The organism is Spiribacter halobius (genome assembly GCF_020883455.1).
Taxonomy (GTDB): Bacteria; Pseudomonadota; Gammaproteobacteria; order Nitrococcales; family Nitrococcaceae; genus Sediminicurvatus; species Sediminicurvatus halobius.
Window position 1 is genome coordinate 2340969 of sequence record NZ_CP086615.1, and the last position, 21686, is coordinate 2362654.

At 70.7% G+C, this 21686-nt stretch carries 18 protein-coding genes; 9 read left to right on the forward strand and 9 right to left on the reverse strand.

Going from position 1 to position 21686, the window contains the following annotated elements; all coding sequences use genetic code 11:
* The 4 genes from LMH63_RS10675 to LMH63_RS10690 are packed head-to-tail and all read left to right on the forward strand — an operon-like array spanning window position 1 to window position 3552.
* The gene (locus LMH63_RS10675) at window positions 1–897 is read left to right on the forward strand and encodes a DNA-3-methyladenine glycosylase family protein (RefSeq protein ID WP_158280267.1); all 897 of its coding nucleotides are present in this window, start codon (window positions 1–3) and stop codon (window positions 895–897) included.
* A gap of 47 nt (window positions 898–944) precedes the next feature.
* Window positions 945–1604 carry a hypothetical protein gene (locus LMH63_RS10680; protein WP_109675464.1) on the forward strand — a complete coding sequence of 220 codons (660 nt, stop codon included), beginning with the start codon at window positions 945–947 and terminating at the stop codon, window positions 1602–1604.
* A gap of 47 nt (window positions 1605–1651) precedes the next feature.
* Complete coding sequence (locus tag LMH63_RS10685) at window positions 1652–2413, forward strand: DUF3307 domain-containing protein (RefSeq protein ID WP_109675466.1); 762 nt, start codon at window positions 1652–1654, stop codon at window positions 2411–2413.
* Between the two features lie 59 nt (window positions 2414–2472).
* Window positions 2473–3552: a serine hydrolase domain-containing protein gene (locus LMH63_RS10690; protein WP_109675468.1), complete on the forward strand. Its 1080-nt coding sequence runs from the start codon at window positions 2473–2475 to the stop codon at window positions 3550–3552.
* Here the strand turns inward: LMH63_RS10690 and mdeB are convergent.
* The 3 genes from mdeB to LMH63_RS10705 form a co-directional block, all read right to left on the reverse strand.
* Window positions 3546–6215, reverse strand: coding sequence for an alpha-ketoglutarate dehydrogenase (gene mdeB / locus LMH63_RS10695; protein ID WP_109675469.1), 2670 nt, complete (start codon window positions 6213–6215; stop codon window positions 3546–3548). The genes LMH63_RS10690 and mdeB overlap by 7 nt on opposite strands.
* 81 nt (window positions 6216–6296) lie before the next feature.
* Window positions 6297–7565 (reverse strand): FAD-binding domain-containing protein, encoded by a 1269-nt coding sequence (locus LMH63_RS10700; RefSeq protein WP_109675471.1) that lies wholly within the window; start codon window positions 7563–7565, stop codon window positions 6297–6299.
* 233 nt (window positions 7566–7798) lie between these two features.
* Window positions 7799–10312: a mechanosensitive ion channel domain-containing protein gene (locus LMH63_RS10705; RefSeq protein WP_109675473.1), complete on the reverse strand. Its 2514-nt coding sequence runs from the start codon at window positions 10310–10312 to the stop codon at window positions 7799–7801.
* A gap of 230 nt (window positions 10313–10542) precedes the next feature.
* Here LMH63_RS10705 and LMH63_RS10710 point away from each other — a divergent pair, with 230 nt between their 5' ends.
* A complete protein-coding gene (locus LMH63_RS10710; RefSeq protein WP_109675475.1) occupies window positions 10543–11751 on the forward strand; it encodes an MFS transporter in 1209 nt (402 codons plus the stop codon).
* A 201-nt stretch (window positions 11752–11952) separates the two neighbouring features.
* On the opposite strand, the gene LMH63_RS10715 is transcribed toward LMH63_RS10710, so the two are convergent.
* Window positions 11953–12639, reverse strand: coding sequence for a DUF938 domain-containing protein (locus LMH63_RS10715; RefSeq protein ID WP_199225562.1), 687 nt, complete (start codon window positions 12637–12639; stop codon window positions 11953–11955).
* Window positions 12640–12653: 14 nt separating this feature from the next.
* The gene (locus LMH63_RS10720) at window positions 12654–13958 is read right to left on the reverse strand and encodes an ATP-grasp domain-containing protein (RefSeq protein ID WP_109675477.1); all 1305 of its coding nucleotides are present in this window, start codon (window positions 13956–13958) and stop codon (window positions 12654–12656) included.
* A gap of 172 nt (window positions 13959–14130) precedes the next feature.
* Here LMH63_RS10720 and LMH63_RS10725 point away from each other — a divergent pair, with 172 nt between their 5' ends.
* The 3 genes from LMH63_RS10725 to LMH63_RS10735 all read left to right on the forward strand — a co-directional run bounded on the left by LMH63_RS10725 (window position 14131) and on the right by LMH63_RS10735 (window position 16683).
* Entirely contained in the window at window positions 14131–14889 is a 759-nt protein-coding gene (locus tag LMH63_RS10725) for a DUF2726 domain-containing protein (protein WP_109675479.1), read from the forward strand.
* Between the two features lie 3 nt (window positions 14890–14892).
* Window positions 14893–15777, forward strand: a complete 885-nt coding sequence (locus LMH63_RS10730) for a LysR family transcriptional regulator (protein WP_109675481.1) — start codon at window positions 14893–14895, stop codon at window positions 15775–15777.
* Between the two features lie 150 nt (window positions 15778–15927).
* Entirely contained in the window at window positions 15928–16683 is a 756-nt protein-coding gene (locus LMH63_RS10735) for a TSUP family transporter (protein WP_109675483.1), read from the forward strand.
* Between the two features lie 19 nt (window positions 16684–16702).
* Here LMH63_RS10735 and LMH63_RS10740 read toward each other — a convergent pair whose 3' ends face one another.
* Genes LMH63_RS10740 through LMH63_RS10755 form a run of 4 tightly spaced genes read right to left on the reverse strand, consistent with a single transcriptional unit; the run spans window position 16703 to window position 19858 of the window.
* Window positions 16703–18448: an L-aspartate oxidase gene (locus tag LMH63_RS10740; protein WP_109675485.1), complete on the reverse strand. Its 1746-nt coding sequence runs from the start codon at window positions 18446–18448 to the stop codon at window positions 16703–16705.
* Window positions 18449–18450: 2 nt separating this feature from the next.
* Complete coding sequence (gene sdhC, locus LMH63_RS10745) at window positions 18451–18810, reverse strand: succinate dehydrogenase, cytochrome b556 subunit (RefSeq protein WP_109675487.1); 360 nt, start codon at window positions 18808–18810, stop codon at window positions 18451–18453.
* Entirely contained in the window at window positions 18807–19145 is a 339-nt protein-coding gene (locus LMH63_RS10750) for a succinate dehydrogenase (RefSeq protein ID WP_229332560.1), read from the reverse strand. The genes sdhC and LMH63_RS10750 overlap by 4 nt, the downstream gene beginning before the upstream one ends.
* Window positions 19142–19858 carry a succinate dehydrogenase/fumarate reductase iron-sulfur subunit gene (locus tag LMH63_RS10755; RefSeq protein WP_109675489.1) on the reverse strand — a complete coding sequence of 239 codons (717 nt, stop codon included), beginning with the start codon at window positions 19856–19858 and terminating at the stop codon, window positions 19142–19144. The genes LMH63_RS10750 and LMH63_RS10755 overlap by 4 nt, the downstream gene beginning before the upstream one ends.
* A 296-nt stretch (window positions 19859–20154) precedes the next feature.
* Between LMH63_RS10755 and argH the strand changes: the two genes are divergently transcribed.
* On the forward strand, window positions 20155–21660 hold the full coding sequence (gene argH, locus LMH63_RS10760) for an argininosuccinate lyase (protein WP_109675491.1): 1506 nt from the start codon (window positions 20155–20157) through the stop codon (window positions 21658–21660).
* Window positions 21661–21686 lie beyond the last annotated feature (26 nt).

The following is a 21686-nucleotide window of genomic DNA, read 5'->3' on the forward strand; positions in this document are numbered from 1 at the left end:
ATGACGGCAGTTCCGGCCCAGCCCGTGACTCTGACGCTACCGGCGCCGCTGGACTTCGCGGCGACGCTGGCACCGCTGCGAAGCCACGGCGACGACGGCCTCGACCGCTGGGCCGACGGCCGGCTGCTGCGGGCTGCCACCGTGGCGGCGGGCGGCGTTGCCTACTGCGCGCGACCGCGGCCGGAGGAACGGCGCCCGGTGGTCGAGGTGCACGCCCAGGGTCCGGGCGCCGCGGCGGCGCCGGAGCTGGTCGCGCGGGCGTTCGCGCCGACCCCGGGAGGGTGGTCCGAGCTGCTGGCACGAGACCCGCTGCTGGCGCGGCTCGCCGGCGAGTTCCCGGGCTGGCGCCCGTTGCGCCAGCCGGACCTGTTCGCGGCGCTGGTCCGGGCGATCAGCGCGCAGCAGGTGAACCTGCGCTGGGCGGCGACCACCCGGCGGCGGCTCGCAGAGGCCTTCGGCGAGCCCTGGGTAATCGGTGGCGAGACGGTCTATCGTCTCGACCCGACGACGTTCGCCGCGCTGGATCCCGCCCGCATTCGGGCACTGCAGTTCACGACCCGGAAGGCCGAATACATCGTCGGCGTGGCGGCGGAAATCGCCCGGGGCCGGCTGAGCCTCCCGGCGCTGGAGGTGCTGGACGACACGGCGGTGATCGAGCGTCTCGCCGCTCTGCGGGGCATCGGACGCTGGACGGCGGAGTGGATTCTGGTGCGCACCCTCGGCCGCCCGCGGGTGGTGGCCGGGGATCTCGGGGTACGCAAGGCAGTGGGTCTCGCCTACGGTAGCGGCGACCCGCCCGCGGAGGCGGAGGTGCGCCGGCTGACGGCGCACTGGGGCCCCTGTGCCGAGCTCGCCCAGGGGCTGCTGCTCCAGGGCCTGGCGAGCGACCTGCTGTAGCCGCCTGGGGTGCTACCCTCGGCGCAATCGACGGAGGGCATTGGCACATGGGGGAGCTCTACGCCGTCCTGACCGGCGATCTGGTGCGCTCAGGCGGTCGCTCGGCGGCGGCGCTGGGTGCTGCTCAGGCGGCCCTGCAGGGGGCGGCCGAGCGCCTGGAGCGGGCCCCGTGGGGCGAAGGTGCCGCACCCGCCGGGCCACTCGAGATCTTCCGCGGGGACGCCTGGCAGCTCGTGCTCGGTGGGCCGCGGTGGGCGTTGCGCAGCGCGCTGTGCCTGCGGGCGTCGCTGCTTGCCAGCGGCCACGGCGATACCCGCATTGCTATCGGCATCGACCGGATCGGGCGGCTGGACTCCGAGCGGCCGTCACGCTCCACGGGGCCGGCCTTCGAGCGCTCCGGGCGGGCGCTGGACACGATGCCGCGGCGCTTCCGCATGACCCTGGACGTGGATCCGGCGCGTTTTCCGGATGCCCGGTGGCAGGCTCTTGCAGCGCATCTGTGTGATGCCGTCGTGCGCCGCTGGCGGGGGCGGCAGGCGGAGGCGATCCGCCTGGCCCTGCTGTACCCGGACGATACCCACGCTGCCCTGGCGCAGCGACTGCGGCCGGCAGTGAGCCAGCAGGCCGTCAGCAAGGCGCTGGCGGGCGCCGGCTGGGCGGCGCTGGCCGAGTTGCTGGCAATGCTGGAGGCGGGTGCGGCGGAGTAACGTACTTGAAAGGTTGTGTTCTCTTATACAATCTCTTGGAGTTGTGAATGCCGCTGGCCGCCGTGGAGACGCTGACCCTGCTGGTCGCCGCGCATTTGCTGGCGGACTTCGCCCTGCAACCCGCGGCCCTGCTGCGGCGCAAGCGCCGCCCGGGCTTCCTGCTGCTGCACGTTGCCGTCGTCACGGTGGCGGCGGCCGTGGTGGTGGGCACCCTGGCGCCGCTGCTGCTGCTCGTGCTGGCCGTCACTCATGGCGCCATGGATGCGCTCAAGGTCTATCGCCTGCCGGACGGCTTCCATGCCTTCGCCGGGGACCAGCTGGTGCACCTGCTGGTGCTGGTGGGCCTGGCGCTGGTCTGGCCCGAGGCCGCCCGGGACGGCGTCTGGCCGGGGCTGCTGGGCCCCGAGGGCTGGCGGCTCTGGCTGCAGGGCTGGACCCTCGCCGCCGGGGTGCTGCTGGCGCTGCCGGTGGCCGGGGTGGCCCTGGAGCTCGCGTTGCGCCCGCTGGCCGGCGCGCTGGCACCCGCCGAGAGCCCGGAGCACGGGCTCCCGGGCGGCGGGCGGCTTATCGGCCTCTGCGAGCGCGCGCTCGCGTTCGTGCTCTTTGTCGCCGGCGCCCAGGCGGCCATCGGCTTCGTCATCGCCGCCAAGTCCATCCTCCGTTTCGGCGAGATCAGCGACAGCAGCCACCGCCGGCTTGCCGAGTACATCCTCATCGGCAGCTTCTTCAGCTTTGCCTGGGCCCTCACCGCCGCCTGGCTGACGGCGGGCGCCCTTGCGCTTTGGGGCGCCTGGCCCGCGAGCGGATGAACCACCGCCGGCGACTGCCGGTCTGGACGGCAGGGTAGTTGTCGTCAGGGAGCGGAATCATGCGTTGGCTGCGGCGGTGGGCGTTCCTGGAGGATGGGCGTGGCGGGCGGCCCTCGTGGCGGTTCCTTGCGGCTGCCGTGCTGGTCGGTGCACTGCTTGGCCCGACGGCGACCTTCGCCGATGGGGGCGGGCTGCAGCGGGTGGCCGAGCGGGCGGAGCGCTTCCCGACCCTGCGCACGCTGCACGTCGCCGTCGGCGGCGAGGTGCGCCTGGCGCGTGCCTACAACGGAGCCCGGCTCGAGGCGCCGACCAACATCAAGTCGGCCTCCAAGACCTTGGTCGCGGCCCTGGTGGGCATGGCCATCGACCGCGGCGTGCTGGCCGGTACCGATCAGGCCATTGCGCCACTGCTCGCGGATGCCCTTCCGCCGGATCCGGATCCGCGGCTGCGCGCGATCACCATCGGCCATCTGCTGTCCATGCGGGCTGGCCTGGAGCGCACCTCCGGCGGCAACTACGGCGCCTGGGTCGCTAGCGACAACTGGGTGGAAGCGGCGCTGGCCATGCCCTTCGACGCCGAGCCGGGTGGCCGCATGCTCTATTCCACCGGCAGCAGCCATCTGCTCTCGGCCATCCTCACCCGCAAGACCGGCCGCGACACCCATGCACTGGCCAATGACTGGCTCGCGCCCGCCGGCATTCGCGTCACGAGCTGGTTGCGCGACCCGCAGGGTATCCCCCTCGGCGGCAATCAGGTCGCCATGCGGCCGCGGTCGCTGCTCGCCCTCGGCGAGCTCTACCGGCGCGGCGGCGTGACCGCTGACGGCGAGCGCCTGCTGCCGGAGCGCTGGGTGCGCGAGAGCTGGACGCCCCGGGCGCAGTCCCGCTTTACCGGGGACGGCTACGGCTACGGCTGGTTCGTGCGCGACTTCGGTGGCTACCGGGGCTATTACGGCTGGGGGTACGGCGGGCAGATGCTGTACGTGGTGCCGGCGCTGGCGCTCACCGTGGCGATCACCTCCGGCACCGACCGCCCATCCGGGCGCACCGGCTACCGCGAGGCGCTGCATCGGTTTCTCGCCGGCGAGGTCATCCCGTCGGTGCGCGCACCACGCCTCTCCCGCGGCCCCGATCAGTGAGGCGACTGGTACTGCCTTAGCGCCTCCTCGAGCCGCTTGCGCGGCAGCTGCCCCTGCTCGGCGAGCGCGTCCAGGGCGGTGACGACGATGTGCGCGCGGTCGACGCCGAAATACCGCCGCAGGTTGGCGCGGGTGTCCGAGCGGCCGAAGCCGTCGGTGCCGAGGACGTGGAACGGGGCCTCCAGGTAGGGCGCGATAAGCCCGGGCCAGGCGCGCACGTAGTCGCTCACTGCCACCACCGGATCGCAGCCGGGCAGACAGCGCGCGAGGTGACTCCCGCGGGACGTCGCACCCGGCACAAGCCGGGCCTGGCGCGCTGCGCGGGCGTCGCGCTCGAGCTCGCTGTAGCTGGTCGCGCTCCAGACCTCTGCGGCCACGCCCCAGTCCTCGCGCAGCAGCGCGGCGGCGGCCTCGGCCTCCGGGAGCAGGGCGCCGGAGCCGAGCAGCCGCACCCGCGGGCCATCGCCGGTCGCGGGCTCCGGGTCGCGACGGTAGAGCCCGGCCAGGATATCCTCCCGGCGCACGTGGGCCGGGAGGCTCGGCTGGGGGTGGCTCTCGTTCATCACCGTGATGTAGTAGAAGACGTCCTCGCCCGCCTCGAGCATGGCGTGCAGGCCGGCATCCAGGATCACCGCCACCTCGTAGGCATAGGCCGGGTCGTAGCTGCGGCAGTTGGGCAGGGTCGCCATGTAGACGTGGCTCGAGCCGTCCTGGTGCTGCAGGCCCTCGCCGGAGAGGGTGGTACGCCCGGAGGTGGCGCCGATGAGGAAGCCACGGCTGCGCTGCTCGGCGGCGGCCCACATCAGGTCGCCCACGCGCTGGAAGCCGAACATGGAGTAGTACACGTACATCGGCAGCATGGGCTCGTCGCTCACCGAGTAGGCGGTGCCGGCGGCGATCCAGGAGGCCAGCGCCCCGGCTTCGGTGATGCCTTCCTCGAGGAGCTGCCCGTCACGGCTCTCCCGGTAGGCGAGCAGCGAGCCTGCGTCCTCCGGCTCGTAGAGCTGGCCGAGGGGCGAGTAGATGCCGATCTGGCGGAACAGGTTGGCGATGCCGAAGGTGCGTGCCTCGTCGGCCACGATGGGCACGATGCGCGGGCCGAGCTCGCGCTCTCGCAGCAGCTGGCTCAGGATCCGCGCCCAGGCCATGGTGGTGGACATCTCCTTGCCGTCCGCCGCCAGCGCGAAGCGCGCATAGCGCTCCAGCGGCGGCACTGCGAGCGCGCGGGACGCGCTTCGGCGCACCGGCACATAGCCCCGCAGCACCCGCCGGCGCTCGTGCAGATAGCGCATCTCGGCGCTGTTCTCGTCCGGGCGGTGGTAGCGCAGGGCACGCACGTCGTCGTCGTCCAGCGGCACGTCGAAGCGGTCGCGGAAGGCAAGCAGGGCCTCCTCGTCCAGCTTCTTCTGCTGATGGCTGGTCATCCGCCCCTGGCCCCAGTGGCCCATGCCGAAGCCCTTCTTGGTCTTGGCGAGCACCACGGTGGGTTGGCCGCGATGGTGCAGGGCGTGGTGATAGGCGGCGTGAATCTTCACCGGATCGTGCCCGCCGCGGTGCAGGGCGTCGATCTCCTCGTCGCTCATGTGGGCGACCAGCTGATGCAGGTGCGAGTCGCGGGCGAAGAAGTGCTCGCGGTTGAAGCGACCGTCGGTGGCGGCGAGGGTCTGGAACTGGCCGTCCGTGGTCGCGTGCAGGTGCTCCAGCAGCCGGCCCTCGCGGTCCCGGGCGAACAGGGCGTCCCAGTCCGAGCCCCAGAGGACCTTGACCACGTTCCAGCCGGCGCCGCGGAACAGGGCCTCCAGCTCCTGGATGATCTGACCGTTGCCGCGCACGGGTCCGTCCAGGCGCTGCAGGTTGCAGTTGATCACGAAGGTGACGTTGTCGAGGCGCTCGCGGGCCGCGACGCCCAGCGCTGCGAGAGACTCCGGCTCGTCCATCTCGCCGTCGCCGAAGATGCCCCAGACATGACGGTCCCCCGCCGGGCGGATGCCGCGATGCTCCAGGTAGCGCAGAAAGCGCGCCTGGTAGATTGCCTGCAGCGGCCCCAGCCCCATTGAGCCGGTGGGGAACTGCCAGAAATTCGGCATGAGCCAGGGGTGCGGATAGGAGGACAGGCCGTCGCCGCCGGTCTCGCGGCGGTAGCGATCGAGGTGCGCCTCGCTCAGCCGCCCCTCGAGGAAGGCGCGGGCATAGACACCCGGCGCGGAATGGGGCTGGAGGAAGACCAGATCGCCGTTGCCGGAGCCGTCGTCGGCGCGGAAGAAGTGGTTGAAACCCACCTCGAAGAGATCCGCGGCGGAGGCGTAGCTCGCGATGTGCCCGCCGAGCTCCGGGTGCGCCCGGTTGGCGCGCACCACCATGGCCAGGGCGTTCCAGCGGATGATGGCACCGAGCCGCGCCTCAAGGCTGCGGTCGCCGGGGTAGGGCGGCTGCGCCTCGAGCGGGATGGTATTGCGATAGGGCGTGGTGAGCGCGGCCTCGGTGGTGAGCCCGAGCCGTGGCGCAAGCTCCAGCAGCCGGCCCAGCAGGAACTGGGCGCGCTCCGCCCCGCCGTGCTCGACGGCAGCCGTCAGTGCCTCCAGCCATTCCCGGGTCTCCTCCGGGTCCGCATCGGGGGTGCGTCCCTGTAGCACCGAGTGAAGTGCCGCCTTGTCCACTGCCATGACTGATCTCTCCTCCCGGGCTAGTCTTGCACAGGTTGCGACGATGGATGGCGATTGGCGGCGCGTGTATCCACCGCGCCGTTACCGGGGAGTCCGGCCTTCCCGGAGCTCGCCCGGCAAAGCCGGACGGCCGCCCGCCTCGATGAGCTCCGGCAGCTCAGGCCGTAGCCGCTTCCAGAACGCGAAGAAGCCGGCAGTCGCATGAGGCCAGGCACGCCGGTCCCATTCCCGCAGAACGCGCACGAGGGCGATACCCTCGGCGCGCAGCCGGGGTTCGAGGCGGTCCACCACCTCGCGGGCCGGGCCGACTGGCACCCAGGGCGTGACCAGCTGCCCGACGCCGGCCGTGCGGGCGGTGTCCACCAGGCGGTCCATTCCGGTCTCACTGGCGTCAACGCGCAGGCTGATGGCGGCAGGGTTACGGTCCAGCGCGTCGTCAAGCGCTCCGGCGGTGAAGTCGGTGACCCGATCCGACACCGGCAGCGGCGAGCGCCGATCGGTCGCCTGCAGAGCGACCGCCAGTGGCCAGCCGCCCGGCGTCTGCAGGAGCCCCTCCGGCAGCGCGTCGTCCTCGGTCACGAGCAGGCCGGTGCGGGCATAGGGGTCCGGAGCATCGCCGGCGGGCGGGTCGCCCAGGGGCGGGCGCACCGCCTCGGCCACTGGCTCCGCCCGCGGCGCGAGCTGGCCTTCGGGGCTGAAGCGGCCATCGGTGTACTTGGCGATGTTGCCGGCCCGTGCCAGGTAGGTCTTGCCCCGCGTCTGCAGGCCCGCCACCCAGCGCCAGGAGAGCGTGTTGGAGGCCGGGTCGCCGTCCAGCAGGTGGCGCAGGAAGAAGTCGGCGCCGAGCGCCCAGGGCAGTTTCAGGGTGAAGATCCAGATGCTCGCAAACCACATGCGGGCGTGGTTGTGCAGGTAGCCGGTGTCCACCAGCTCCCGCACCCAGTGGTCGAAGCACTCGATCCCGCTGCGCCCGTTGACCGCTGCCTCGTAGGCGGCAGCCTCGCGGCCGCCGCGGTCCACGGGTTCCAGTGCTCCCTCCACCGCCGCCCGGTAGTCCCGCCAGGCGCCGGGTCGGCGCTCGAGCCAGCCTTTCCAGTAGGTGCGCCAGCAGGTCTCCTGGATGAACTTCTCCGCCGCCGGGAGGCCGTGGTGCGCCAGCGTCGCGGCCACGACCTCGGACTCGGCGAGCAGCCGGTGCCGCAGCCAGGGCGAGAGCCGGGAGACGTTATCGTGCTGCCCGGGACCGAGGTCGTAGTTGCGGCGGCGCGCGTAATCGCGCCCGGCGTGGGGCAGAAAGCGCTCGAGCGCGGCCGCCCCGGCGGCGCGCGTCGGTATCCAGTCAGGCTCCATGACGGCTCCCGGCAGTGGTGATTCCCTGTTGGCCGACCCGCTGGCTGCCGCGGAGTTCACCGTGCCGGGTTAGGAGTCTGCGCCGTAGAAATCTTCCGGGCGAGGCGCTTCCACTGCGAGGCGATTTGGCCGCTCGTGCGAGGCGCATAGTGGTCACTATGTAACGAGCGCGAGCGGTCAAGGCGCCCGCAGTGGGGCCGCCGCAGCCGGGAGACGTTCTACGGCGCAGATTCCTATTCCGGGGCGTCGCCGGATTCCGGGCCACCACCGCTCGCGCCCGCTGGCCGTGACGGCGCGGATGTCGTCCCGGGGGGCGGGCCGTGGTCTTGCCCGCCCTGCAGGTGCACGTCCCGCTGCGGGAAGGGCATGACGATACCGGCCTCGCGGAAGGCCTGATCCACGGCGAAATGCAGGTCGCTTCGCACGTCCAGGTAGCGGTCGGTATCGCCGATGAAGCAGCGCAGCTCGAAGTTCAGGCAGGAGTCGCCGAAACCCAGAAACAGCGCCGTCGGTGCCGGGTGGCGAAGCACGTCGCGATTCTCCCGCGCGCAGCGGTGCAGCGTCTCGGCCACGGCAGCGGTGTCGCTGCCGTAGGCGACGCGCACCGGCACGATGACGCGGGCGATGCGGTTCTTGTGGGTCCAGTTGGTCACCGGCAGCGAGATCAGATCCGAGTTCGGGACGATCACCGAGGAGCGGTCGAAGGTCTCGATCTCCGTGGAGCGCACGGAGATGTGCTTCACCGTGCCCTCGTTGCCGCCGACGATGATCCAGTCCCCCACCTTGATCGGCCGCTCGATGAGCAGCAGCAGCCCGGCGGCGAAGTTCTGCACCACGTTCTGCAGGCCGAAACCGATGCCCACCGAGAGCGCACCCGCGACGATGGCGAGGTTGGAGAAGTCCACCCCGAGGGTGGCCACGGCGAGAACGAGCGCGAGGCCCACGCCGAGATAGCCTGCCCCGGCGGCGACCGAGTTGCGTGCGCCGATGTCGAGGCGGGTGTGGGGCAGGACCCGGTTGCTGAGCCAACGGCGGAAGAGGTTGGTCAGGAACAGTCCGGTGACGAGCACCGTGATGGCAGCGATGAGATCTGCCAGCGACAGCGTGAAGTTGCCGATGCTGATGCCGGTGAGCAGCTGGGTGGTCCAGAGCGTGATCGTGGTGAGCGGCACCCCGAACAGCAGCATCACCGCATAGGCGATGGGCAGCAGGAGCAGCAGATCGAGCACGAAGCCGGCCCAGAAGACGGCGATGCGGACGCCGCCCTCGGTGGTATCGCCGCTAAGCCCGAACTGGCGCCGGCGGCGCATGAAAAAGCGCTCCAGCATCTCGCGGGCCGCGAGCCGCAGCAGCACCGCCAGGGCGGCGATCAGGCCGAGACCCAGCAGCCGCGACTGCACGAAGAAGGCGAGACGGCCGAAGCCCGCGAGGGCCAGCAGCGGCGCCGCCATCACCACCAGACGCACCAGGCCACGGATCCGGTCCGGCCACGAGCGTGCCTCGCGGGCGTCCGCGGGGGGCTCGCTGGCGGCCGCGGTCGCGTCCGTCTCCGCGCCTTCCGCGCTTGCCTCCTGGGAGGCCTCGACCGACACCGTCCAGAAGCGTGGCGACAGAATCCAGCCGGCGAGGATGGCCACTGCGGTGGTGCTGGCGAGGAAGACGGTCGCCTCCAGGGCGTCGGTCATGTGGCCGGAGAAGAAAGCCGTCACGAGCACGGTCAGCGACACCGCCATGACCGCGGTAAGCAGCCGGATCGCGGTCAGCAGGGCGCCGATGTGCTCCGGGCGTACGGGCAGGATGCGCCAGGCGATCCGGTGCGGTGAGAGCGCCGCCCGGGCTACCCCGAGGACGAGCACGAAGCCCGCCACCGCGCCGCCCACCGTGTAGGCCATGAGGCCGAACAGCCCCGTCATCAGCCCCTGCCAGGCGAGGACCAGCAGCACGGCTGCGAGCACGACCACCGGCAGCACCGCATTCGCCAGCCCGTCCGCCAGCGCGGCGATCAGCCGGCGGGCGTAGCTCGGATCGGTATCCTCCGGATCGCGGCCGTAGCGGCGGAGCAGCCATAGCCGTAGCGGCCAGGCGAGAAGCAGGCCGCCGAGTGCCACGCCGCCGACCAGCGCCAGCTGCTGCCATGAGGTGCCGGCCTCGACCCGTGCCTGCCACCAGCGCAGCGGTGCCGAGATCACCTCCGCGGCGAGGGCGACGCCGTCGCGGCCCGCCGCCAGCCACACCGAGGGCCACACCGGTGCGGGCTTGCGCTCCAGGATGGCGGCGCGGAACCGGGCCCGCTCCCAGGCGGCGATTTCCTGCAGCAGCTTCTCGCCGTTCTCCTCCACGAGGCGTGCCTCGGTGGCCATGGCCTCGTGGCGGGACGCGTCGCGCTGCATCTGCGCGCGCAGCTCGGCGATGCGCGCATTCTCCGGCGGCGCATCCTCCCCCGGCGGCTCGCCCAGGCTCTCAAGCTGCTGCTCCGCGGCCGCAAGCCGCGCCTCCGCCGACCGCCGGGCGGCCGCGGCGGCAGAGATCATCTCCCGGAGGTCCCCTTTCACGCTCTCGAGATCCCGCCCCCGGAAGTCATTCGCGAGGGCGGTACTGGCCCGCTCGTTGACGGCCTCCCACTCGGCGATGCGCGTCTCGAGGTCGGGGCGTTCGGCCTCCTGGGCCGGCGCTGCCACGGTCAGCGCCAGTGCCGTCAGCAGCAGCAGGAGCCGAAGCGGAAAGAAAGGGAATTGCTGCGCTCGCATGCCGGCTCCCCAGCCAGGCGTGTAGGGTCGGGTGGCGCGCAGGCCGCCCGCGCTGGCCGGGATGATAGGCAGACCGCGGGCCGCTGGCCATGGATCGGGTGAGCGGCAGTCGCTGACGCGTCCTGGCCGTGGTGTAATCCGGCCTCGGCGCGTGCCGAGCGCGCCCTGTTGGCGGGAGGCGACATGCAGCTGGCAAACCCTGAGCTTACGGCAACGGACGGGATACGCCCATGAGCAAGGTGAATCCCACCACACCCGTGCGCCGCAACCTGGCGCTTCTCGCCCTGTGTCAGGCCGTGTTGATGACCGGCAGCTCGTTGCTGATCGCCACCTCGGCGCTGGTGGGCGGGCTGCTCGGTGGCGGCCCCGCCCTCGCGACGGTCCCGCTCGGGCTGCAGTTCCTCGCCATGACCGGCACCGCGATCCCGGCGTCGCTCTTCATGCAGCGCTTCGGGCGCCGGGCGGGATTCCTGCTCGGCATGAGCCTGGGCCTGGTCGGCGTTGCCCTTGCCGCCACCGCGATCCTGGCGGGCTCCTATGCCCTGTTCTGCGTGGCCTCGGTACTGCTCGGCGCCTTCAACGGCACGGGGCAGTTCTTCCGTTTCGCCGCCGCCGACGTGGCGCCGCCCGAGCGACGGGGGCGGGCGATCTCCCTGGTGCTCGCCGGCGGCATCGTGGCGGGTTTCCTGGGTCCCAACCTGGGCAGCTGGACCGAGGGCCTGCTGGGCGTGCCGTTCGCTGCCAGCTACCTGGTGCTTGGCGGCATCTACGTCATCGGCCTCGGCGCCATCGCAGCGCTGCGGATTCCGCCGCCGGCACCCGCGGCCCGCCACGGCGGCGGCCGCCCGCTGGGCCTGATCGCGCGCCAGCCGCGTTTTCTGGTGGCCGTGCTCAGCGCCACGATCGGCTATGGCGCCATGAACCTGATCATGGTCGCCACGCCGCTGGCGATGCAGGCGGGCCGGCTGCCGTTCAGCGATACCGCCTTCGTCATCCAGTGGCACGTGGTGGCGATGTTCCTGCCCTCGTTCTTCACCGGTGAGCTGATCCGCCGCTTCGGGGTGCTCGGCGTCATCGTCGCCGGCGTCGTGCTGATGCTCGCCTGCGTCGGCGTCAATGCCAGCGGCAGCACTGTCTGGCATTACTGGGCTGCGCTCATCGCTCTGGGCGTGGGCTGGAATTTCCTGTTCGTGGGGGGCACCACGCTGCTCACGGAGACCCATGCCGAAGCCGAAAAGGGCAAGGTCCAGGCCTGCAATGACTTCGTCGTCTTCGGCACGGTAACGGTCACGGCCCTCTCCGCCGGTGCCGTGCTCGATGCCATCGGCTGGCTGCCGCTGAATCTGCTGGTGCTGCCGTTCCTCGCAGTCGTGTTTCTGGGGGCCGTCGGCGTCGCCCTCGGGGCGCGTCGGCGCCCGGTCAGCAGCGGGATAGCCTGAAGCGGCGGCCTGGGTGGTGGGCTAGCCCGCATATCTCACCGATTCGCGAAGCGAGGGCGTGGAGATGGCGGGCAGGACAAGGCGCGGGAGAGTCCGGGCGCGCAGGCGTACTCGACAGTACGTCGAGCACCCGGACCGAGCGCAACGCAGGACTGCCCGCCAGATCCGCGCCCGCAGCCGTGAATCGGTGAGATATGCGGGCTAGTCCGCGAGCGCCAGCACCAGCAGGCGGTTGTCCGCGGGCATCGGCACCACTTCCTTCAATGCGAGGCCGGCGGCGGACGCCGCGTCGGTGACGTCGTCGAGATCGCGTACGCCCCAGCGCGGGTCGCGGGCGCGCAGGCTCGCATCGAAGGCGGCGTTGCTCTCCGTCAGATGCCTGCCGTGGATGCGCAGGCACCCGTAGATGAACAGGTGACCCTCACTGGCCAGCCGTTCGGCGGCGCCCTGCAGCAGGCCGAGGGTCGCGGCCCAGGGGCTGATGTGCAGCAGGTTGCTGGCGAGGATGGCGACGAGCCCGTCGGGCACCGCCTCCTGCCAGCCGGTGTGGGTGAGGTCCAGGTCCCTGGGCGGCAGGACGTTGGCGTGGCCGCCCGCACGGACCCAGGCCGCTATGCTGCGGCGGGCGTCGGGGGAGGGATCGCTCGGCAGCCAGGTAATGCCCGGATGGTTCGCGGCGAAGGTGACGACGTGCTGGCCGGTGCCGCTCGCGACCTCCAGCGCGGTGCCTGCGGCCGGCAGATAGCGCGCGAGCACCTGGGCGATAGGGACTACGGTGCGCTCGGCGCTCGGCGCGCGCTGGCGCTCGTCCGCCCCCATGGCGGGGTCCACGGCGGCGAAATCGGGCGAGCGCTCCGTGTGCGGCCGGCGGCGTTGCTGGTCGTCCATCGGCTGGTGGTCCCTCAGTCGTAGTTGGTCTCGACGCGGCTCGAGAAGCGGAAGTCCAGCAGCCGCATGGCCTCGTGAAAGCGCTCGGTGAGCTCGTCCCGGCTGTCGCCGCCGAGGAAGATCTCGCCGATCTCGAAGCTGTAGCTGTCCTGGTCCGGCAGCTCCGAGAGCCGCTGGCCCTCGCGCACGTGGATCGCCAGCTGCGCGTCCGGGAAGCGGCGGCGCAGCCGCGCTACGTCGTCCTCCTTGGGCACGCGGGTGACCTCCGCGTCACCGTACACCCGGGGCATGAACTTCGCGGCATAGCGGTACTCGCCTTCGCTGCGGGGGAACTCGGGCCTTCGGCCGAGGGCGACGTCAATGGCCACCTCATGATGCGAGGCCCCGTCCACCAGCTCGAACAGCGGCGAATGGGACTTGGAGATGCGCGGGTTGATCTCCAGCAGCTTGATGTCGTCGTTCGCCTCGTCCCAGAAGAACTCGATGTTGAACGGCGAATGCTCGAGCCCGATGTGACGGATGATGCGCCGCGTCGTCTCCTTCATGCGCTCGGAGACCCGCTCCGGCAGCTCCGAAGGATAGTGGTACCCGACGAAGCTGACGCCGTTGGGCCCTCGCAGCGAGTCGATCACGGCATAGATGTGGGGCTCGCCGTCCAGGACGTAGCCTTCCAGCGTGCAGCCGCGCCCGCCGATGATGCCCTCGGCGATGCAGTAGCCGCCGGCGAGGGAGGCGCGGCGGGCGCCCAGCCGTGCCCGCTGCAGCAGTGCGTCGAAGGGCTCGGCGAAGCGGCCGATGGCCGGGCGGATGCGCGCCAGCGCATGACGCAGATCGCCGCGGTCGTCGATACGGAAGCCCAGCGTGCTGGAGAAGGCCACGACGGGCTTCAGCCAGAAGGGATAGGGCAGGGGCGGGTCGTCCAGCACGGCATCGTCCTGTGGGTCCACGAGGGCGAAGGGCGGCGTCGCGTCCGGGGTCGCCTCCGCCTGCTCCGCGCGCGTCCAGTACTTGTTCTCGCAGCGCAGTACCGCCTCCAGGCTCGGGCCCGGCAGACCCGCGTGAGCCTGCAACAGGGGCAGCAGGCTGGTGGTGGGGAAGTCCCAGTGGCCGATGATCGCGTCCACGGTACCGGGAAAGCGGTCCAGCTCGCGCTGCGCGTCGTGCAGCAGATCCTCCAGTGGATAGCTTTCCGGGTTGACGATGCGGTCGTAGGGGATCAGGCCGTGGAAGCGGTAGTGCTCGGCGCCGCGGACGGTCTGCAGCAGGCGGCGGTGGAAATCGTCCAGGCCGATGACGAAAATGTTGCGTTCGTTCTCCATGGGTTTTTCTCCGTGGCCATCTGCCCGGCCGGCGCGGTTCGCGTCCTGGCCGGGGCGGAGTTCGGTTCCAGCTTTGCTGGATGAGATGGGGTCGGGAACGCTGGGCTGTAAAGGGTTGGCATTGCCCTCGGCTGTGCGATGCTGGGTGCGGTTCCAGTAAAGGGAGGCTGGGGTGGCGCGACTGCTGGAGATCCTCGCCATCGAGCTGCTGCCGGTGCTGGGTGGACTGGTCGGGCTGCTGCTGGCGCTGCTGATCTGGCGGCGGTGGCGGCGTCGGCAGCCGACCGGTGTGCGCCCGCGCCGGGCGCGTCGCAAGTCGATCCTCAACGAGCCTGGGCGGGCGTTCCTGGACGCCCTGGACCGGGCAATCGGCCGCGAGTATCGGGTATTCGTGCGGGTCCCGGCGGCCGAGGTGGTCCAGGTGCTGGGAGAGGGGAACGCCGAGCGGCGTAAAGCCGAGGAGGACAGGCTCGTGCGGCAGCGCTTCGACTTCCTGCTCTGCGACCCGGACACGCTGGCCCCGCTCTGCGCCATCCAGATGGACGCCCGCGACCGCGACGGTGGCCAGAGCGTCTTCATTGGCGAGCTCTGCCGGGAGATCGGCCTGCCGCTGCTGCGGGTGCCCGAGCGACCCGCCTATGCGGTGAGCCGCCTGCGCAATCTGATCCGCGAGCGTGTGGCGGCGGCCGAGGTGCCCGGCGTCGATGCGAGCCGCGAGCCGTGGATCGGCGAGGCCACGGAGCCGGTGGAGGACACGGAAACCGGCACCGCCGGAGCGGCCCCGGCGGACGGCCCGAGCTGCCCGCGCTGCGGCAGCGGGATGACGGCGCGGGCGGTGACCACCGGCGCCCACGCCGGGCGGCGGGTCTGGCGTTGCGCGCGCTATCCCGAGTGCCCGGCCGTGGTCACGGACGCCCGCGCCCGGGAGTGACGCTTGCCATTCAACGTGTCCATTCGTCATCTGAAGACGCTGATCGCCGTCTCCGAGCACGGTTCCTTCGCGGCGGCCGCCGATGCGGTATGCCTGACCCAGTCCGCGGTCAGCCAGCAGATGAAGGCACTGGAGGAGCAGCTCGGGGTCGAGCTCTTCGACCGGCACCGGCGACCGCCGGAGCTGAATCCGCGGGGCCGGGCGCTCATACAGCGTGCCCGCCAGCTGGTCTATCTCTACGAGCGCCTGCATGACGAGGCCGGCGGCGAGTCCGAGCTGACGGGGCTGCTGGAGATCGGCGCCGTACCGACCACCCTGACCGGCATGGTGCCTCGCGCGCTCGTCCGCCTGCGGGCCAGCCAACCCACGCTCCAGGTACGCGTCTCCAGCGGCCTTTCGGCTGAGCTGCTCGCCCGCCTCGACCGTGGCGACCTGGACGCGGCGGTGGTCAGCGAGCCCAAGCCCGTGCCCACCGGCATGCTCTGGCACCCTGTGGCCGAGGAGCCGCTGATGGTGATCGCGCCGGCGGACTGCAGTGGTGACGATTACCGGGCGCTGCTCACCGAGCTGCCTTTCATCCGTTTCAGTCGCAATGCCTGGGTCGGGCACAGTATCCAGCGCAAGCTCCTGGACCTCGGGGTTCACGTCAACGAGGCGATGGAGCTGGATTCCCTGGAGGCAATACGACAGATGGTGCGGCACGGCCTGGGGGTATCCATCGTGCCGGTGCCGGCGGTGACACCGGAGGACGCCGGTGGTCTGCGGACGCTCCCCTTTGGCGATCCGCCTCAGTCCCGGGGTGTTGGGCTGCTGGAGCGACAGGAGCACCTGAAGATGGGGCTGACGGCGGCCCTGCTAAGGGAACTTCAGGCGGTGGCCGAGCCCTGAGTGGGCGGCGCCTTCCCCGCAGCGGGGTTTGTTCAGCGGTTTCTTAAGATCCAGTTCAGTAATTGTCGACCTCCCGGGCACCCGGTTGCCGTACCTTGAGGGGCTCTGCGGCGTCCTTGCCGTGGTGCATTCGCTCGCCGGGGGAGGGTTATGGACTGGCTGCCTTTTGCACCGGAGCTCACGGCCCTGGTGGCCATCGCGCTGTTTCTGGGTGGTGCGGTCAAGGGGACGGTGGGCGTAGGGCTGCCGCTCGTGGTGGTCTCACTGCTCGGGAGCTTCCTCGACCCGAAGCTCGCCGTGGTGCTGGTGACGGTGCCGGTGGTGGTGAGCAACGTCTGGCAAAGCCTGCGCTCGGGCATCGTGCTGGGGGCCGCACGCCGGTTCTGGCCGCTGATTCTGCCGTTCGTGCTCTGCACCTGGCTGGGGGCGCAGCTGCTCGCCTCCATGCATACGGCGCTGCTCCTGGGGTTCCTCGGCGCACTGGTGATCGGCTTCTCCATGCTCAACCTGGCGCAGCCGCAGTGGCGCCTCGCCCCCCGCTACGAGCCGTTCGCCGGACCCGGCGTCGGTGCCGTGGCGGGTGTGCTCAACGGCGTCTCCACCGTGAATGGGCCGCCGCTGATCATGTATCTGGTCTCCCTGGGACTGCAGAAGAACGACTTCGTCGGCAGCTACGGGCTGATCGCGCTCGCAGGCTCGATCCCGCTGGTGCTGTCCTATATCGGCGTCGGACTGATGGGGCCGGCAGAGTTCGGTGCCTCGGCGCTGGCGCTGGTGCCGGTGCTGGCAGGGCTGCTGACCGGCGAGCGGCTGCGCCGGCGGATTGATCCGGACCTCTTCCGCAAGGTGCTGCTGGTGGTTCTGATCGTGCTCGGCCTGAACCTTATCCGGCGCGCCCTCTACTGAGCCCCGGTTTGGCCCGGCGTCAACCGGTGATCGGTTCGGACTCCAGCAGGCTTCCTCCGGGGGCGACCCGCGTGAAGCGGACCGGCTCCCGCGTGACCTCCAGGCGCTCGCCCTCGGTCAGGCGCACCAGCGTGAACTCCGAGCCCTCTAGGCTACCGGTGTCCGGGAAGTCCTCCCGATAGTGCGCGCCCCGGGAGTTTTCCCGCGCCAGCGCCGCCGTGACGATCGCGCGGCTGACCAGGATCTGGTTGCGCAGGTTCAGCCAGTCGTGCCAGGTGAGGTTGAAGGCGAGGTCTTCGCCGCCGGCGATGCCAGTGGTGGCAAGCTCAGCGTCCAGGGTGGCCAGGCTGTCCAGGGCGCGGCGCAGGCGCTCTTCCGTGCGCAGGATGCCGGCATCCTGCCACATGACGTCGCGCAGGCGCTCCTGCAGGCCGAAGAGGTCACCGGGGGGCTGCTCCAGGGGGAGCCGGCAGTCCTGCACCGCCCGAGCCAGCGCGGCTTCGTCCGGAGCGTGGTGGCCGTCGCCCTCGACCAGGGCAGCGGCCATGCTGTCGCCGGCAATGCCACCGAACACCGTCGAGTTGGCAACCCCGTTGCCGCCGAGGCGGTTCGCCCCGTGCACCCCGCCGGTATCCTCGCCAGCAGCAAACAGGCCCGGCATCTCCGTGCGGCAGTCGGGTCGGAACACCACGCCGCCCATCAGATAGTGCGCGGTGGGCACCACCTCCACGCGCCCCCCGGCGAGGTCGAAACCGCAATCGGCGCAGCGCTCGACCATGCCCTTGAACTGCCGGCGCACGTTCTCCGGGCCGAGGTGCGACATGCTGATGTACACGCCGCCGCCCGGCGTACCCCGGCCCTCGCGGATCTCGTGGAAGATGCCCCGGGAGACGATGTCCCGGGTGGCGCGCTCGCCACGCTCGTCGTGCCGGAACATGAAGCGTTCGCCCTCGCCGTTGAGGAGCTGGCCGCCGGCGCCGCGCAGCCCTTCCTCGAGGACGGTGCCGGTCATGCGGGTCTCGGGGCCGGCGAGCAGGCCGGTGGGATGGAACTGCACCATTTCCATGTCCCGCAAGGGCAGACCGGCGCGCAGCGCCATGGCGAGCCCGTCGCAGCTCTTGTCGCCGGAGGGCGTGTGGTAGCGGTACATGGTGGGTCCGCCACCGGTGGCGAGCAGCGTCGCACGGGCCTGGACGAAGACCAGCTCGCCGCTGCGCACGTCGGCCATGAGCACCCCGGCCAGGCTCTCGCCGTCCGCCGCCGGGATCAGCGCCAGCGCGCGATGCTCCTCGAGCCGCTCGATGCCGGCGGCCCAGACCTGCTCCGCGAGGCGGCCGATGATCTCGATGCCGGTGAGATCGCCCTTGTGCACCGTCCGATCGAAGGTCTGGCCGGCAAATGCCTTCTGGTGGACGCTGCCGTCCTCGTTACGGTCGAAGAAGCAGCCGATCTCGTTCTCCAGCTCGCGCACCCGCTCCCGGGCCGTGGCCACCAGAGTCCAGGCCAGATCCTGGTCCGGCAGCCACTTGCCGCCATTGATGGTGTCCATGAAGTGACGCTCCACCGAATCGCCGGGAGCCAGGGCGACGTTGTAGCCACCCTGCACCATGCGCGTGCAGCCGCATTTGCCGAGCAGCCCCTTCACCGCCACGGTGATGTGCAGGGAGGGATCGGCCTGGTGCGCGTGCAGGGCAGCGAACAGGCCGGCCCCGCCGCTGCCGAGGATGAGGACATCGGTGGAGACGCGGCGCGGGGAAGCAGGCATGGCTAGACGAGCCTCAGGGCAAAGACAAGGGTGACGGCCAGACTGGCACCGGCGCCAACAGCGGCCAGGCTCTTCTGCCATTCGCGCCAGGCCAGCAGTTCCAGCGCGAGCAGCCGCAGCCCGCCTGCAAGGTGCAGCGAGAGCATCAGCACCAGCCCGGTCTCGGCAAACTTGAGCAGGGGCCGGTCGGCCCAGGCCAGGAAACCGTCCAGGGCCTCGGCACCGTTCAGCGCCTGGGACAGGGCCCAGAAATGCAGCGGCAGGAACAGCGTCAGCGCCACGCCGGAGACACGGTGCAGCACAAAGGCGATGTACGCCGGATGGCTGCGGGCGGCGACGCGTGCGGCACGGCCAGCGCTCATGCGTAGACCCCCCACACCGCCCGGCCACCGAGCGCCAGCAGGACGCCGGCGAGGGCGAGCAGGGCGATATCCAGCGACGGGCCGCGCCAGCCGAGATGCTCTGCGAGCACGTTGCGCATCCCAATCGGGGCGTGGATCGCCGCGGACACCACGAAGGCGCCGTAGAACAGCAGCCAGAGCTCGCTGCCGCGGGTGCGCCCGAGGATTTCGGCCGCACTGAGCCCGCCCTGCACCGCATGGACGATGGTCGCCAGGTGGACCAGCACCAGCACGGCGAGCAGCGCTGCGGAGACCCGCTGGGCGAGCCAGAGCCGGGCCTCGGTGCGGGCGCTCACAGCTCCCCCTTGAGTGCAGCGCGGGCGGTAGCGCGCTTCAGCCCGGCGATGGAACGCGTGGGGCTGAGGTGTTTCGGGCAGCGCTCGGTGCAGCTCATCTGGGTGTGGCAAGCGTGGCAGCCGGCGTCGCCCGCCACGGCGGCCAGCCGCTCTGCGCCGAGCTCGTCGCGCGCGTCCTGCACCAGTGTCCAGGCGCGGTTGAGCGCAGCGGGGCCGAGATAGTCGGGATTCCATCGCACCACGTCGCAGGAGGCGTAACAGACGCCGCAGCCGATGCACTCGATGGCTTCGTCAGCCTCGATTCGTGGCGCGGAGCCGGGGGCGACGCGGGCGAAGTCGTCGTGGCGGTCGCGGTTACCGCGGAAGTAGCCACGCGCCTGCACCATCTTCTCGAAGAACACCGTCATGTCGCAGGCGAGGTCCTTGACGACGGGCAGATTCTCCAGCGGTGCCACCTCCAGGCGGTCACCGTCGATCACCTTGTCGACGTGGGTTCGACAGGTCCAGCGAGCCCGACCGTTGACCGTCATGGCACAGGAACCACACATGCCGACGCGGCAGGCATAGCGATAGGCCAGGGTCGGATCGAGCTCGCGCTGAATATGGCTGACCACGTCCAGCACCGTCTGATTGGCGCGGCGGGGCACCTGAAAGGTCTGGAAGGCGCCATCGTCGCCGCCGCGCCAGACAGCCACCTGCAATGTTCCGCTCATGGCTCCTCGCCTGCTGGCCCTGCGTTGTTCACCGCTCGAGGCTAAGCCCACCCGCAGGGTCGGGTGAAACGAATTGTTCTTGAGCTAAACACAAGCAATGCTAATGCTGCGGATGTGCTGGCGCGATGCGCTCCATATGCGGGACAGCAATATAGGTCAGCCGCTCAAACCGGGCTCGCGGCGCTTCTGCAGGAAACCTGTAGAAATCCTTGATCAGTTTTTGTTTCCCAGGCCGCGAACCCTCAGCTAGCTTTGCGGGGTGGAAGCAACCCAAGTGCCGGAGGAGGAGGAGTCGCATGGCCGACAACGACGGCAGGATCTCGCGAGAACGGCTGGAAGCGCCCCCCGGGCCGATCTACACCGAGACCATCCTGAAGCCGAGCTACGACTTCATGCTCGAGCACTACTTCGAGGGGCTGCTCGAGGCGAACAAGGCGTGGACGGTGATGCTCGCCGAGACGGGCACCATACCCGAAGCCACCGCGGGAAGCCTGCTGCGCGCGGTGGTCGCCCTCGAGCGCGAGGGCCGGGCCGGCATGGGGGAATTCAATCCCGCCTACGAGTACTTCTACTCCACCATGGAGCACTACCTCACCGAACAGGTGGGTGAGGCCGTTTCCGGGGAGATCAATATCGGTCGCACACGGCCGGAGCCGCTGGCGCGGATGGCCATCCGCGATCGCCTGGACCGACTGCTGGAGCATGTGGTCGAGCTGCAGAGCCGTCTCCTCGAGCTCGCCGAGCGCGAGCGGGATACGGTCATGCCCATGGGCACGCACATGCAGCACGGGCAGGTGGCGACGGTGGGTCACTATCTGCTCGGCGTCGTCAACCAGCTGCAGCGCGACGGCACGCGCCTGCTCGCCGCCTATCACACGGTGAACCACTGCACTCTCGGTTGCGGGGCGCTTGCCGGCTCCTCCTATCCCATCGACCGCGAACGGGTTGCGGAGCTGCTCGGCTTCGAGGGCATCGTCGAGAACACCAACGACTGCGTGGGCACCGGTGACTACGCGCTGGAGACCGCCGCCGCGGTGGCGAATCTCATGATCGGCGTCAGCCGGCTGTGCCAGGATCTCTACACTTGGCACACCCAGGAATTTGCCTATCTGGTGATCGGGGACGACTACTCCGGTTCCAGCAGCCTGATGCCGCAGAAAAAGAACCCCTATCCGTTCGAGTACATCCGCTCGCAGGCGGCCCATGCCGTCGGCCAGATGACTGGCCTGTTCACCACGCTGCATAACACCAACTTCCAGGACATCAAGGACGTGGAGGAGGGGCTGCCGCCGGTGAGCTTCCAGCAGCTGGACGAGAGCATCCAGTCCGTTCGGCTGCTGGCCGGCGTGCTCACCACCGCGGAGTTCGATGCCCAGGCCATGCGCCGCGAGGCGGCGAAGCACTTCGCCACGGCCACCGAGCTGGCCTCGGTGATCCACCGCGCCACCGAGCATTCCTACCGCACCGCCCACCGCATCGTCGGCCATCTGGTGTTGCTGGCTTTGAAACAGGGGCTGACCGCCGACCAGGTGGACCTCGAGCTGGTGCAGCAGGCGTCCCGGGACGTCACCGGCGCGCCCATCGCCATTGACGAGGCGGCGGTCCGCGGCGCGCTCGATCCGGAGGCGTTCGTGCAGGCGCACACCGTCCGCGGCGGGCCGGCGCCGGAGCCGATGCGGGAAGGGCTCTCGTCGGCGCGCGCGGCAGTCCGCGAGCTGGCGGAGCAGAAGCAGGCTCTGCGGCAGCGTCGAATCGGAGCGGCGGACCGGCTGGCAGAGCGGGTCAAGGCACTGGCGGGCTGACCCGGCGCGACCAGACACCGCCCCGC